The sequence below is a fragment of the uncultured Porticoccus sp. genome (genome assembly GCF_913061305.1).
Taxonomy (GTDB): Bacteria; Pseudomonadota; Gammaproteobacteria; order Pseudomonadales; family Porticoccaceae; genus Porticoccus.
Genome location: NZ_CAJXST010000006.1, coordinates 40,169 through 52,893, shown reverse-complemented (window position 1 = coordinate 52,893; position 12,725 = coordinate 40,169). Strand labels below are relative to the sequence as shown.

The window sequence follows — 12,725 nt, the reverse complement described above, 5'->3', positions numbered from 1 at the left end:
CCATGAGTCGACATTTTGTCAGTATCGAAGGGCTTTCCAAAGTCTATCCTTCAAAAGAGCAGGACCTGGTGGTGTTTGAAGGTGCCAATATCGGCATCGACAAAGGGGAATTTGTTTGCATTATCGGTCACTCAGGCTGTGGAAAGTCCACCATTTTAAATGTGATGGCGGGATTGGAGACCCCCACCACCGGCACCATGATTATGGACAACAAGGAAGCTTCCGGGCCGAGCCTTGATCGCGGTGTGGTCTTTCAGAATTACAGCTTGCTGCCCTGGCTAACGGCTCTCCAGAATGTCAGTTTTGGGGTCAAGGCGCGCTGGCCGGCGTGGAATAAAACCAAAGTGGACGCCCACAGCAGCCATTTTCTGGAAATGGTCGGCTTGTCCGGGGCGCTTCACCGCAAACCATCCGAGTTGTCTGGCGGCATGTGTCAGCGTGTCAGTATTGCCCGCGCCTTTGCCACCAGTCCCAAGCTGTTACTGCTCGATGAGCCGTTTGGTGCCCTCGATGCACTGACCCGGGGCGTCATTCAGGATGAACTGCTGAAAATATGGAGTGAAACCCAGCAGACTGTTTTCATGATTACCCACGACGTCGACGAGGCCATACTCCTGGCGGACAGGGTGTTGCTGATGACCAATGGTCCCCATGCCAGAGTGGCGGAATCCGTCAAGATCAATATTCCCCGTCCGCGCAACCGCGCCAATATTATTGAAGATCCTGCCTACTACAAGATTCGCAATTATCTGGTGAATTTCCTGGTGAAACGCTCCGGGCAATTGTCGGGCTCAGCCGGGCAGGTTGGCGGGGCCACACAGGAGGTAGATCCCTCCGTTGAAATCAACCCACAAAGTGAACAGTCGGCAGCCCTGAAAGCTGTTATCTAATGAAAAGTGAAGGAGTGTCCATGAACAAAATCTCGATGACTGAAACCATTATCAGTATCAAGCTGGCCAAGGGGTTGAGCTGGGAAGCCATGGCCAATGACCTGGGTATGTCGACGGTATGGCTGACCTCCGCCTGTCTCGGCATGAACAGTGCGCCACCGGAAAAGGCGAAAGCGATTGCCGACTATCTGGGTCTGGGGCCGGAAGTTGCCAGTGCGCTGGCGAGCTATCCAACAAAGAGCTGGGACAAGGCGGTGCCGACAGATCCGTTGATCTACCGACTTTATGAGGTGGTTGGGGTCTATGGCGATACCCTGAAAGAGGTTATCCAGGAAAAATTTGGTGACGGGATTATGAGTGCCATCGACTTTTCCATGGAGGTCGACAAGATTGAAGACCCCAAAGGTGACCGGGTGTTGCTGACACTGAACGGCAAATTTCTGCCCTACAAGAGCTGGTAATGTCCTGCCTGATTGTGCGGGCGTGGTTGCCACGTCGGTTTCTGCGAGGAAAAATTCATGAATGAACCACTGAAACCACCGCTGCCTCCGTTTACGTTTGAGGATGCGGTGCTCAAAGTGCGCAGGGCCGAGGATGCGTGGAATACCAAAAACCCGGCATTGGTAGCGCTGGCCTATACGGAGGATTCCCGCTGGCGGAACCGGTCAGTGTTTCTCTGTGGACGCAGTGAGATTGTTGCGTTTCTGGAGAGCAAGTGGTTGCGCGAGCTGGACTACCGGTTGATCAAGGAGATATGGGCCTTTAGTCATGACAGAATCGCGGTGCGTTTTGCCTATGAATGGCACGATGGGGAGGGTAACTGGTTTCGCTCGTACGGTAACGAAAACTGGCAGTTTGCCGAAAATGGCCTGATGAAAACCCGGCATGCCAGTATCAACGATATACCCATCACTGAGGCTGAAAGAAAATTTGACTGGCCGCCGGGACCCCGGCCAGCGGATTACCCCGGCCTGTCGGCTCTGGGGCTCTGATTCAGGGTTCAGTCGGGAGTGGAGGTGGTCATTACCGGTAATAGTGAAGCACCTGACAGGAGAAGGTCTCCGGCAGATAGTCGGTATTGGCTATTTTCTGCTGGCTGCAGGTGTAGCCAAGCTGGGCCATTTTTTTACTGAATGGCGCGTGATGGCCTCTGCCCGGATCTACGATGATGACTTCGCAGGTGGCCTGCGCGTGTTTATCGATGAAGGTTGCCAGCAGATCGACGTGTTCGCGCTCGTACAACACATCACTGCCGATAATCATATCGAATTTACCCAGCAGTTGGTCCTCATCGGCCCAGCCGGTTCGGACAAAAGGAATGGGTCGTCCCTGATTGAGCTGAACATTGATATCGAGGAACTCCCCTGCCCGGGGATGATAGTCCGTGGCGGTGATGTCTGCACCGCCATGATTGAGCACCAGGCTCGCCAGGCCAATACCACAGCCTACCTCAAGGATGCGTTTGCCACCGGTATCCTGGCTGAGCATGTGGTGTGCCAGCGCCCTGGCCGAATCCCAGACAATACCGAAAAGTGGCCAGCTGGCTGAGGATATACCCAGCGCTTCAGCGTCCCCGTCCGGATCGCTGTATTCCAGATTACTGCGCAAGGTTCGGACATGAATATCCAGTTCACCAAATTCTATGGTCTGGTAGCGGACGCGCAGCAGTGACATGGGAGCTCCAGTATGCGTTGGTTGGTAATGTCAGTTACATTATGGTTCGTCCACCTGGAAAGCAGGGGCGGTGATGACGGGTAAAATTGATTGTTTGCCCCGCCCCTGTGGGGGAAGGCGGGTTTTCGGCAGCTTTGGTACAGACTCGGTTACCACAAACCCGGTGAAGGGGGTGATCAGCCTTCAGGGTATATCACCAGCAGCGTGCAGCCGGTTTCCGATTGCGGGACGTGGGAAGAGTTCTTGGGTTGATGCACAAAATCGCCCTCGCGGTAGTCCTCCTTGCCACCACCGAACACACCGGAGATAACGTAGATTTGTTCTGGGCCCTTTTCGTGCACGTCAACATCGGCGAATTTGGCACCGGGTGTCAGTTCATAAACGGCCACCCAGCTACCATTCTCTCCGACCCAGAGCTTCCGCTCAAAGATACCCGGACAGACTTCGACAGCGTCAACATCTTTCCAGTTGACGCGGGTTACGCCCTCAAAATTCAGTTTGGTGGTCATTTTTATCTCCTTGTCGTAGCTTTAATCTAGCAACATTCAGGATAAAGCGTTAATAAAAAAGGGCAAGGTATAAACCTTGCCCTTTTTCTGTCCGCTTCTTCAGGAAGAAGCGGGCTGACAACTATTCGTTGTCAGCAGGTAGTCTCGGAGTCTCTGTATTAAGAGACGACTACGATGTTTTCAGCCTGGGGACCTTTCTGTCCTTGGGTGACAGTAAATTCCACTTTCTGGCCTTCGATCAGGGTTTTGAAGCCTGAGCTTGAAATGGCGCTGAAATGAGCAAAAACATCGGGGCCGGATTCACGTTCGATAAATCCAAAACCTTTTGATTCGTTAAACCATTTTACGGTGCCGGTAACTGTAGACATATTCGTTTCCTATCTATTCATTGGTAATAAAGTATTAATTGTTGCCTTTTTAGGAGGCGGTATTTGCTGGAAGTATTGCTAGTAATTATGAATAACAGGACGAAGTTCTAAAGATGAGACATCGAAATGGTGTACATAAATATAGGACGTACTTTCAAGCTTTACGCACTATATCGGGTTTTTTTGAAAAAAGGTAGATTTATTTGATCGTCAGTAGGTTTGGGGACTTGACGTCGCTTCTCCTGGGTTCAAGGTTCATCTAGCTTGGTGCGCTTGATTCGGCTTTGGTAGTTTTGGCGAAACTGATCGATCGTATCCAGCAAAATGGCATCCGATACGCCCATATCTGCCAATGCCATCCTGGCCAGTTCGAGACTGGCTTCGAGGTTTTCCGATACCACCCCGTTGGCACCCAGGTCACTCAGAGACTGGCATTGGGGCAGTCCGAGACCCCGAGCATAGATATGCTTCTTGGGATAGGTGCGTCGCAGAGAGGCGACGATCTCTTCTGTGGCTTTCGCGTCATTGATAGTGACGATGATGATCTGTGCGTTGGTTGCACCAGCGGATATGAGAACTTCCGGTTTTCGAACATCGCCAAAATAGACGGGGTGGCCGTTGGCTCGCTCCCGCTTAACGACGCCGGGGTCCGCATCCAATGCGACGAAAGATTTCCCGGAGCGGGTGAGAATTTCTCCGACATTGCAGCCAACCCGGCCAAAGCCTGCCAGGACAATGGGTGCTTCCGCGATAGTTTCTGGCTCATGATGTTCTCCATGGTGGGCTTTGGCCAGTTGTTCAGCTTTTCTTGCCAGCAGCGGAGTCGCCAACATGCTCAGTAATACCACCAGCAGTAGTTGTTGAAACAATGCCGTGTCGAGCAGACCGGATTGATTGGCCAGGGAGAAAATCACCAGCGAAAACTCACCACTTTGGGCGAGTATCAGTGCGACAGCCAGGCTGACACGGGTGTTCAGCCCAAACAGGAGGCAGACCGGCAACAGCACCAGCATTTTCACCAGTAACAGCAGACCGAGCAGGCCAAGGGAGAGGAACGGCTTGTCCAGCAGCAGGCCGATATTGAGCGACATTCCCATGGACATGAAGAACATGCCCAGCAACAGGCCGCGAAAGGGTTCAATTTCCGCAATCACCTGGTGGCGGTAGAAAGAGTCGGAGATCAGCATACCCGCCAGAAAGGCGCCCATCGCCATGGACAGGCCGGCATGTTCAGTGGCGAGTGCGGTACCCATCACAATCAGTACTGCCGAAGCCGTAAATACTTCGCGGCTACCGGACATGGCCACCCGGTGTAACAGTGGGTGCAGCAGATACCGCCCCAGAAAGACTACCAGAGCGACAATCGAAACGGATTTGATCAGCGTCAGCCAGAGGTCGTCATCCATTTTTATTTCGGGTCCGGAGAGCAGAGGAACCAGGGCCAGCAAAGGGACTACGGCGAGATCCTGCATCAGCAGCACGGCGATAGAAGAGCGACCATAACCTGAATTTATCAATTTTTGATCGGCGATTATCTGGATCACGAAAGCAGTGGAAGACAGGGCCAGAGCCGGGCCAATCAAAATGGCCGCATGGGAGGGAATGTCGAATAAAAAATAGGCAATGCTGCCGATCAGGATTGCCGTCAGCAGAACCTGCAGGGAACCCAGACCAAATACCAGGCGGCGCATCTGCCAGAGCAGGGACGGTTTCAGTTCAATACCAATCACAAACAGCAGAAAGACCACGCCGATTTCGGCGAGGTGGCTGATGTCGCTAATGTTGCTGATCAGTCCAAAACCGTATGGCCCCACTGCCAGCCCGGCGATCAGAAACCCCGGGACGGCGCCCAATCGCAGTGCCTGAGCCAGCGGTACAGCGATGACAGCCGCCACCAGCAGGGTGATGATGTCAGTGAGATAGGATGGCGTCATGATCGGGCATAATTTTCAATGGATTGCTGTAGTTTGTGATAGCAGGGGCCCGGTTAAGGGACTGCCATCGGTTAAATACTGTCAGGTGCAATGCGGATCAAGCGTTTGCCCAGATTATCGCCGCGGTAAAGGCTGGCGATTGAATCCGGTGCCTGATCAATGCCTTCGAGAATGGCTTCCCGGTATCGAAGCTCACCATCGCGAACCAGGGGGGTCAGCGTTTCAAGCGCCTCAGCATAGCGATCCACATAATCGAATACCAGAAAGCCCTGCATTCTTGCCCGGTTGACCAACAGTTGCCGGTGTACTCTTGGGCCCTGCGGGATGGGATCCCAACGAGTGATAGAGGCGGTGCCGCAAAGAGTGATACGTGCGCCGACATTGATGTGTCGCAGCACTGCATCGCTGATCGGACCGCTGGTGTTATCGAAATAGATATCCACGCCATCCGGGCAGGCCAGGGCGAGTGCCGCTTCGAAATCATCGGTTCGGTAATCAATCGCTTCGTCGTACTGAAAAACCTCCCGGCAAAGGCCCACTTTTTCGGGGCCACCGGTAATACCGACGGTGCGGCAACCATGCAGTTTGGCCAGTTGGCCCACACAGGAGCCCACTGCACCGGCGGCGGTAGACACCACCACGGTGTCGCCCGGGCTCGGCTGGCTCAGATCGAAAAGTCCAAAATAAGCGGTTAATCCATTGATGCCCAAAACGCCGAGCGCAGTGGAGATCGGCAGCCCGTTATCGGGTACCTTGCGTTGAATGGCGGCTGCCTCGACAGCCGCATAGTCCTGCCAGCCAAACATGCCCGTGACAACCTCGCCAATCTGGAAATCGGGATGGCGAGACTCCACCACACGTCCCACGGTGAGACTGCGCATTACGCCATCTATCGCCACCGGTTCCGAATAATTGGCCACCGCGCTGACCCAGCCGCGCATGGCAGGCTCCACCGAGAGGTATACATTGCGAACCAGCACCTGCCCGTCGTCCAGAGTGGGTACTGCCGATTCGATAACAGCAAAGTTTTCCGCCTGCGGAACATCGGAAGGCCTTGATTTGAGAATTACCTGACGATTGACCGGTTGCTGCATTGTTCATCCCCGCAATGGTTGACTTGGCTATTTGTCGTGCTGCGCCGACAAAACTGTAGGATAGTATGATACTGATTATGGCCCACAGCAGGTGGATTTGTCGGCACATGTCAGACATTGTCGGGAAATTCTTTCCAGGAAAACATCTATTGCCATTGCCCATCACGGGTCAGCAGTGGATGGTCAATCCGCCGAATGTACGCAGATATCGTGGTGTGCACGTACAGAGGCAATCTGGATACCACACTGGTGCGTATGGGGCTGACAGGTCATTGCAACAGGAGCAGGAGAGGAAGATGAGCAAGCAGACGGACATACTTTTTGAACCTTTCAAACTCGGCAATCTGCTGTTGCCGAACCGTATTATCATGTCGCCGCTGACCCGTTCCAGATCTACCCAGCCAGGTGATGCTCCCAATTCGATGAATGCTGAATACTATCGGCAGCGGGCCGGCGCCGGACTGATTATCAGTGAGGCAACCCAGGTCTCCCGGCAGGGCAAGGGCTATGCTTTTACCCCCGGTATCTATACGGACGAGCAAATCAATGGCTGGCGCAAAGTCACGGACGCTGTACACCAGGCGGGTGGCCGAATTCATCTGCAGCTCTGGCATGTGGGTCGGATTTCCCACCCCGCACTACAGGCGGAGGGTGCACAGCCTGTGGCTCCTTCCGCAATCAAGCCTCGCGGGGCGCAGACTTTTATCAGCGCCGACTCGGGAATGGTGGATGTCCCCCGGCCCAGGGCGCTGGGCAAAGATGAAATTCCCGGCATCATCAATCAATACCGAATCGGGGCGGAGAATGCCCGGCGGGCCGGGTTTGACGGTGTTCAGATCCATGCGGCAAATGGCTATCTGATCGACCAGTTTTTGCGCAGCGGCAGCAATCAGCGCGATGACGAATTTGGCGGCTCTGTGGGAAACCGGCTGCGTTTCCCGATGATGGTGGTGGACGCTGTCCTCAGTGTTTGGGGTGCCGATTGCACCGGCATCCGGGTCAGTCCCACCGGCAGTTTCAATGATATGTATGACGATGACCCGGTGACCACCTACGGGGCCTTTGCTGAACGGCTGAACCAGACCGGGCTGTCCTACCTTGAGGTGGTGGAGGATTCCTTTCAGGGCAACCATGCCGACGGTCGGCCCGAGCAGGTAATCGATGCTATCCGGGCGGGGTACAAGGGTTGTTACATGGCCAATGGCGGATACACGGCTGATGAGGCCCGCCAGAGGATCAAGGCAGGCCGTTGTGATCTGGTCTCCTTTGGTCGCCCGTTTATTGCCAACCCCGATCTTCCCGAGCGTTTCCGTCGCAATGCCCCGCTCAATGAATGGGATTCCGCCAGCTTTTACGGTGGCGATGAGCGGGGGTACACCGATTATCCCCGTCTCGCTGACGTGAACTGAAATACGGAATCTGCGCCTGCAACAGATTCACTGTGTGCCGGTGAGCTTGCGCAGCACGTAGTGCAGAATGCCGCCATTTCTGAAATAGTCGAATTCATTGGGGGTGTCGATACGCACTGTGACGGAGAAGGTGCGGGTGCCATTCTCGCCGGTTACCGTGACCGACAGCTCGCGCTGGCCTGCTTCAACAGCGGGAATATCGAAATGCTCGGTGCCGTCCAGGCCCAGCGAGTCGGCATCTTCCCCGTCACTGAACTGCAGCGGCAAAACCCCCATGCCCACCAGATTGGAGCGATGGATGCGCTCGAAGCTTTTGGCAATCACCGCCCGGACGCCGAGCAGAATGGTGCCCTTCGCCGCCCAGTCCCGGGAGGAACCGGTACCGTATTCCTGTCCTGCCAATACCACCAGAGGTGTTCCGTTTTGCCGGTATTTCATGGCGGCGTCGTACACACTGATCGAGGAGTTGTCGGGAAAGTAGGTGGTCCATCCGCCCTCGGTGCCCGGCGCCAGCTGATTGCGCAACCGTACATTGGCAAAGGTGCCGCGCATCATCACCTCGTGGTTGCCCCGCCGCGATCCGTAGGAGTTGAAATCCTTCGGCTCCACACCCTGTTCGATCAGATAGTGCCCCGCCGGGCTGTCCTTGGCGATACTGCCGGCTGGCGAGATGTGGTCGGTGGTGATGGAGTCCCCCAGTTTCAGCAGGCAGCGGGCCTGATCGATAGGTTTTATCGCCGCCGGCTCGGCGGTCATGCCTTCAAAAAAAGGTGGCTTGCGAACATAGGTGGATTCCGGCCAGCTGTAGAGCTCCCCACCGGAGACTGGCAGGTTCTGCCATTCCTCATCACCACTGTAGACATCTGCGTACTTTTCCCGGAACAGCCCGGCTGCCACATGGGCATTAACCAGCGCCTTGATTTCCTCTGAGGATGGCCAGATGTCTTTCAGGTAAACGGCACGACCTTCCGCGTCTTCCCCCAAGGGCTCATTTTTCAGATCCAGTAGCATACTGCCGGCCAGTGCGTAGGCCACCACCAGAGGGGGCGATGCCAGGTAGTTGGTTTTTACATCGGAATGAATGCGGCCTTCAAAATTGCGGTTGCCAGACAGCACCGACGCCACCGTGAGATTCCGGGTACGGATGGATTCGGCTATTTCATCGGGCAGTGGACCTGAATTGCCGATACAGGTGGTGCAGCCATAGCCCACCAGATAGAAGCCCATCGCTTCGAGATCTTCCAGCAAACCGGACTGTTCCAGATATTCAGTGACCACCTTGGAGCCGGGTGCCAGACTGGTTTTGACCCAGGGTTTTACGGTAAGTCCCCGCTGTCTCGCTTTCCGGGCGAGCAGGCCCGCTGCCAACATGACACTCGGGTTGGAGGTGTTCGTGCAACTGGTAATGGCGGCAATGACCACCGCGCCATCACGGAGCTGAAAATTTTGATTCCGGAAGGTGATCTCGTGAACGGTATCTTCCGGCTCCTCCATGGCCGCCCCTTCGTCATCCATGTCCCGTGCCTGAATCTGGTCAGTGCGTGCGGTGGTAGCATCGTCCAGCAGCCCGCGATAGTGGTCGGCCATGGCCGAGAGAGGAACCCGATCCTGGGGGCGCTTTGGTCCCGCGAGGCTGGGTACGACATCGGCCAGATTGAGCTCCAGCAGCGAACTGTATTCTGCGTCCGGGGTATTTTCGTCATGCCATATCCCGACAGTTTTGGTGTAGGTTTCCACCAGGGCCAGTTGCTGTTCACTGCGACCGGTGAGTTCGAGGTAGTTAATGGTTTCCCGGTCGATAGGGAAAATAGCGCAGGTCGCGCCGTATTCCGGAGTCATATTGCCGATGGTGGCGCGATCCGCGAGCGACAGACTCTCCAGCCCCGGGCCAAAGAATTCGACAAATTTTGATACCACCCCGTGTTTGCGCAGCTGTTCGGTTACGGTCAGCACCAGGTCGGTGGCGGTAGCGCCCTCGGGTAACTTGCCGGTCAATTTAAAACCCACGACCTGGGGCAATAGCATGCTGATGGGTTGCCCCAGCATGGCGGCTTCTGCCTCGATGCCGCCCACTCCCCAGCCCAGTACCCCCAGGCCGTTAATCATGGTGGTGTGTGAGTCGGTACCTACCAGCGTATCGGGATATGCCACTAACTTGCCGTCAACGGTCTTTGAGTAGACTGCCTGGGCCAGATATTCCAGGTTGACCTGGTGGCAAATGCCGGTGCCGGGAGGGACGACCTTGAAGTTTTCAAAGGCTTTTTGTCCCCAGCGCAGGAACTGGTAGCGTTCCCGGTTGCGAGTCACTTCAAGGGCAGTATTCTTTTTGAGTGAGTCCTCGTGACCGTAAAAATCCACCATGACGGAATGGTCAATGACCAGATCCACAGCGGAGAGGGGATTGATCCGGTCCGGTGAGCCCCCCAGCTCTCCCATGGCGTCGCGCATGGCTGCCAAGTCGACGACTGCCGGGACGCCGGTGAAATCCTGCAATAGAACTCTCGCCGGCACAAAACTGATTTCCTCGCTTGGTGTTGCCTGTGGGTCCCAGTTGGCCACCGCTTCAATATCCCTGTCCTGAACAAAATCCTCGTTGGCATGACGGAGTAGATTTTCCAGCAGGATTTTAAGCGAGTAGGGGAGTCGGGTAATGTCGTATTTGTCGGACACACCCTTAAAGTCGTAAAAGGTGTAGGTGTTGTCGCCGATAACCGACGTGGTTGTAGATTGATACTTAGACATGCTCGCTCCTTCAGCTCAATTGCCCAATCACTAGCTTAAGGGTAGTCAAAGCCTGCAATCGTGTCTGTATTAACATGATGGGCGAAATGAATGATTTTTTGGCACCCTGTGAAACCCGTTTATTTTGCCAGCTTGATCGCCAGTGAAGTACAGACGCCCCATACCCCGTTAAAAAATAGTACCAGCAGCGGTGTCAGCAACCCCAGTTCCAGACCGGCTACGCCTTTCTGTGCCTGGAGTGGGAACACGATGAACAATTGCACGGCGGTGGGAAACAGGCTCAGCATCATCCCTTTCCAGACTATTCTCGACTGCCATATCGGCAGTAAAAACAGCAGCCCCCACAGTCCGCCCCAGACGATCCTCGGGTAGAGCCATTGGGGGGAGAGGCCCGGGGCAATAGCGACTCCCAATGCTTGCGATATACCGAGATCACCAAAGAGCCAGACGGTGAGGCTGTTGGCCAGTGCACCCAGGCAGCCGGCTGCGAAAAAAATGAATGACTTGTGCATAAGTGCCTCCCCGAAAAGACTGGCCTGGCCAGCGCTGTTGTCTCCGTCTGTCGATCAGCAGCCAACTGGGTGCCGGGACAGACACTTTAACTGACGGTATCCCATACGGACAGGCCAGGTATTGGCCGTTTATTTATCAGGGGGAAAAGTGACAGTGCCGCTGGCAAAATCCAGCGCTGTTTCCAGCCGCTCGTTGCCCCAGAACAGTTCCCTGCCGACAAGAAACGAGGGTGCACCGAAGAGATGTTGTTCGATGGCCTGCCCAGTCTGCTGATGCAGTCGGTCCTTGGTCTCTGCGGAGCCGGTTTCTTCCAATACCTGCTGGGCGGGTGCGCCGCTATCGGTGAGGCAGCGGTTGAGGATCTCTGGCGAGGCGATATCCTCGTCGCGTTCAAAGTTGGCGCGAAATACCTCCCGACAGAACTGCGGTACCCAGTGGGCATCCGGTGCAGTACAGACTGCCCGTGCCGCCAGCAAGCCGTTGCGCGGAAATCGAGAGGGTTTTTGCCAGGGCAATTGCAGCTGGCTGGCGACTCGCGCCATATCACGCCACATGTAGCGCCCTTTGTCGGGGCAGATATTGAATGGCGAGTCGCTCCAGCCCTGTTGTTTGAAGATGGCTCCGAGCATGAAAGGGCACCACCGCACCGGGATGTTTTTCTCCCCGGCAAGGGCCTCGATACGCATGGCGGCGGGATAGGAATAGGTGCTGCCAAAGTCAAACCAGAATTCCAGGTGCATGGTGTTGATTGCTCCTCTGAATCAGTCGCCGGTGCCGTCTAATCGCACCACACTGACCCGTTGTGTGATCGGCGAGACAGCCGGGCCGAACTGATTGTAAATAGCCACATCGGCGGCGTCTCGACCATAGCCGATTGCCACATAACCGCCTTTTAGCGTTGGTTGTGTGGCATCAAAGGTATACCACTGGCCGCCCACATAGGCCTCAAACCAGGCATGCATATCGATAGGGTCAAGCTCGTAGAGGTAGCCGACGACCATCCTGGCCGGAATGCTGAGACTCCGGCACAACGCAATACCCAGGTGGGCAAAATCACGACAAACGCCCCACTGGCGCATATTCACTTCTGCCGCGGAAAGTTGATCATTGCCGAGCATCGGCTCATAGCGAATGCGCTCACGCAGCCAGCGCTGAATGGCATTAACCTGATCGTAGCCCGGTTGTTGGTCGGCGGTAATTTCATTGGCCATCTGGACAAAGCGATCCGACTCGCAGTAGCGGCTGGGAAGCAGATAGCAAAGCATGGAGTCCGGCAGATACTGTACTTCAATAAAAGGCGCGCCTGGGGCCTGTTCGATGACATCCACTGTCTTTACATCGGCCGAGGTGGTGATGGAAAAAGGGCCGGGCTGGCCCAGCAATCGCTGACAGAGGTTGCCGAAATTGTCGGTAAATTCCTCCATTGGGCAATCGGGCGTGAGCGTGTATTCCTCCCGGGCCACCCGTTGTTGCCCGCCGCTGCGCGGTCTGAGCATGAAGATAAAAGGTGTCGGAACGTCGATCTCGAAGCTCAGGCTGCAGGTAGTTCGTAACCACATATGGCAATGTCCAGTATCAAAACCGTCTTATGA

The 12,725-nt window shown here is 55.3% G+C and carries 13 protein-coding genes; 4 read left to right on the top strand and 9 right to left on the bottom strand.

All coding sequences use genetic code 11. From position 1 onward, the window contains the following. Window positions 1-2: 2 nt before the first annotated feature. Genes QZ516_RS08600 through QZ516_RS08590 form a run of 3 tightly spaced genes read left to right on the top strand, consistent with a single transcriptional unit; the run spans window position 3 to window position 1,882 of the window. The gene (locus QZ516_RS08600) at window positions 3-890 is read left to right on the top strand and encodes an ABC transporter ATP-binding protein (RefSeq protein WP_297188480.1); all 888 of its coding nucleotides are present in this window, start codon (window positions 3-5) and stop codon (window positions 888-890) included. 20 nt (window positions 891-910) lie between these two features. After that, window positions 911-1,351, top strand: coding sequence for a cyanase (cynS, locus tag QZ516_RS08595; protein WP_272991801.1), 441 nt, complete (start codon window positions 911-913; stop codon window positions 1,349-1,351). Window positions 1,352-1,408: 57 nt separating this feature from the next. After that, the gene (locus QZ516_RS08590; RefSeq protein ID WP_297188477.1) at window positions 1,409-1,882 is read left to right on the top strand and encodes a nuclear transport factor 2 family protein; all 474 of its coding nucleotides are present in this window, start codon (window positions 1,409-1,411) and stop codon (window positions 1,880-1,882) included. Window positions 1,883-1,913: 31 nt separating this feature from the next. Here QZ516_RS08590 and QZ516_RS08585 read toward each other — a convergent pair whose 3' ends face one another. The 5 genes from QZ516_RS08585 to QZ516_RS08565 all read right to left on the bottom strand — a co-directional run bounded on the left by QZ516_RS08585 (window position 1,914) and on the right by QZ516_RS08565 (window position 6,469). After that, entirely contained in the window at window positions 1,914-2,564 is a 651-nt protein-coding gene (locus QZ516_RS08585; RefSeq protein WP_297188475.1) for a methyltransferase domain-containing protein, read from the bottom strand. 176 nt (window positions 2,565-2,740) lie between these two features. After that, on the bottom strand, window positions 2,741-3,073 hold the full coding sequence (locus tag QZ516_RS08580; RefSeq protein ID WP_297188473.1) for a cupin domain-containing protein: 333 nt from the start codon (window positions 3,071-3,073) through the stop codon (window positions 2,741-2,743). A gap of 158 nt (window positions 3,074-3,231) precedes the next feature. Continuing rightward, window positions 3,232-3,441, bottom strand: coding sequence for a cold-shock protein (locus QZ516_RS08575; RefSeq protein ID WP_036858546.1), 210 nt, complete (start codon window positions 3,439-3,441; stop codon window positions 3,232-3,234). Between the two features lie 248 nt (window positions 3,442-3,689). Further along, window positions 3,690-5,375: a monovalent cation:proton antiporter-2 (CPA2) family protein gene (locus QZ516_RS08570; RefSeq protein ID WP_297188471.1), complete on the bottom strand. Its 1,686-nt coding sequence runs from the start codon at window positions 5,373-5,375 to the stop codon at window positions 3,690-3,692. Window positions 5,376-5,446: 71 nt separating this feature from the next. Next, on the bottom strand, window positions 5,447-6,469 hold the full coding sequence (locus QZ516_RS08565) for an NADP-dependent oxidoreductase (protein WP_297188469.1): 1,023 nt from the start codon (window positions 6,467-6,469) through the stop codon (window positions 5,447-5,449). 296 nt (window positions 6,470-6,765) lie between these two features. On the opposite strand from QZ516_RS08565, the gene QZ516_RS08560 reads away from it, so the two are divergent. Beyond that, window positions 6,766-7,878 carry an alkene reductase gene (locus QZ516_RS08560; RefSeq protein ID WP_297188468.1) on the top strand — a complete coding sequence of 371 codons (1,113 nt, stop codon included), beginning with the start codon at window positions 6,766-6,768 and terminating at the stop codon, window positions 7,876-7,878. Window positions 7,879-7,905: 27 nt separating this feature from the next. Here the strand turns inward: QZ516_RS08560 and acnA are convergent, their stop codons facing one another. From acnA to QZ516_RS08540, 4 genes are all read right to left on the bottom strand, one after another. After that, entirely contained in the window at window positions 7,906-10,620 is a 2,715-nt protein-coding gene (acnA, locus tag QZ516_RS08555; protein ID WP_297188466.1) for an aconitate hydratase AcnA, read from the bottom strand. A 119-nt stretch (window positions 10,621-10,739) separates the two neighbouring features. Then, entirely contained in the window at window positions 10,740-11,132 is a 393-nt protein-coding gene (locus QZ516_RS08550) for a hypothetical protein (RefSeq protein ID WP_297188465.1), read from the bottom strand. Window positions 11,133-11,261: 129 nt separating this feature from the next. Further along, on the bottom strand, window positions 11,262-11,873 hold the full coding sequence (locus QZ516_RS08545) for a 2-hydroxychromene-2-carboxylate isomerase (RefSeq protein ID WP_297188464.1): 612 nt from the start codon (window positions 11,871-11,873) through the stop codon (window positions 11,262-11,264). 21 nt (window positions 11,874-11,894) lie between these two features. After that, complete coding sequence (locus QZ516_RS08540; RefSeq protein WP_297188463.1) at window positions 11,895-12,692, bottom strand: transglutaminase family protein; 798 nt, start codon at window positions 12,690-12,692, stop codon at window positions 11,895-11,897. Between the last annotated feature and the right edge of the window lie 33 nt (window positions 12,693-12,725).

What these genes read in the sequence shown, in the direction of transcription:
- QZ516_RS08600 (WP_297188480.1), top strand. Translation starts at nt 3, where the DNA reads ATGAGTCGACATTTTGTCAGTATCGAAGGGCTTTCCAAAGTCTATCCT.
- cynS (WP_272991801.1), top strand. Translation starts at nt 911, where the DNA reads ATGAACAAAATCTCGATGACTGAAACCATTATCAGTATCAAGCTGGCC.
- QZ516_RS08590 (WP_297188477.1), top strand. Translation starts at nt 1,409, where the DNA reads ATGAATGAACCACTGAAACCACCGCTGCCTCCGTTTACGTTTGAGGAT.
- QZ516_RS08585 (WP_297188475.1), bottom strand. Translation starts at nt 2,564, where the DNA reads ATGTCACTGCTGCGCGTCCGCTACCAGACCATAGAATTTGGTGAACTG.
- QZ516_RS08580 (WP_297188473.1), bottom strand. Translation starts at nt 3,073, where the DNA reads ATGACCACCAAACTGAATTTTGAGGGCGTAACCCGCGTCAACTGGAAA.
- QZ516_RS08575 (WP_036858546.1), bottom strand. Translation starts at nt 3,441, where the DNA reads ATGTCTACAGTTACCGGCACCGTAAAATGGTTTAACGAATCAAAAGGT.
- QZ516_RS08570 (WP_297188471.1), bottom strand. Translation starts at nt 5,375, where the DNA reads ATGACGCCATCCTATCTCACTGACATCATCACCCTGCTGGTGGCGGCT.
- QZ516_RS08565 (WP_297188469.1), bottom strand. Translation starts at nt 6,469, where the DNA reads ATGCAGCAACCGGTCAATCGTCAGGTAATTCTCAAATCAAGGCCTTCC.
- QZ516_RS08560 (WP_297188468.1), top strand. Translation starts at nt 6,766, where the DNA reads ATGAGCAAGCAGACGGACATACTTTTTGAACCTTTCAAACTCGGCAAT.
- acnA (WP_297188466.1), bottom strand. Translation starts at nt 10,620, where the DNA reads ATGTCTAAGTATCAATCTACAACCACGTCGGTTATCGGCGACAACACC.
- QZ516_RS08550 (WP_297188465.1), bottom strand. Translation starts at nt 11,132, where the DNA reads ATGCACAAGTCATTCATTTTTTTCGCAGCCGGCTGCCTGGGTGCACTG.
- QZ516_RS08545 (WP_297188464.1), bottom strand. Translation starts at nt 11,873, where the DNA reads ATGCACCTGGAATTCTGGTTTGACTTTGGCAGCACCTATTCCTATCCC.
- QZ516_RS08540 (WP_297188463.1), bottom strand. Translation starts at nt 12,692, where the DNA reads ATGTGGTTACGAACTACCTGCAGCCTGAGCTTCGAGATCGACGTTCCG.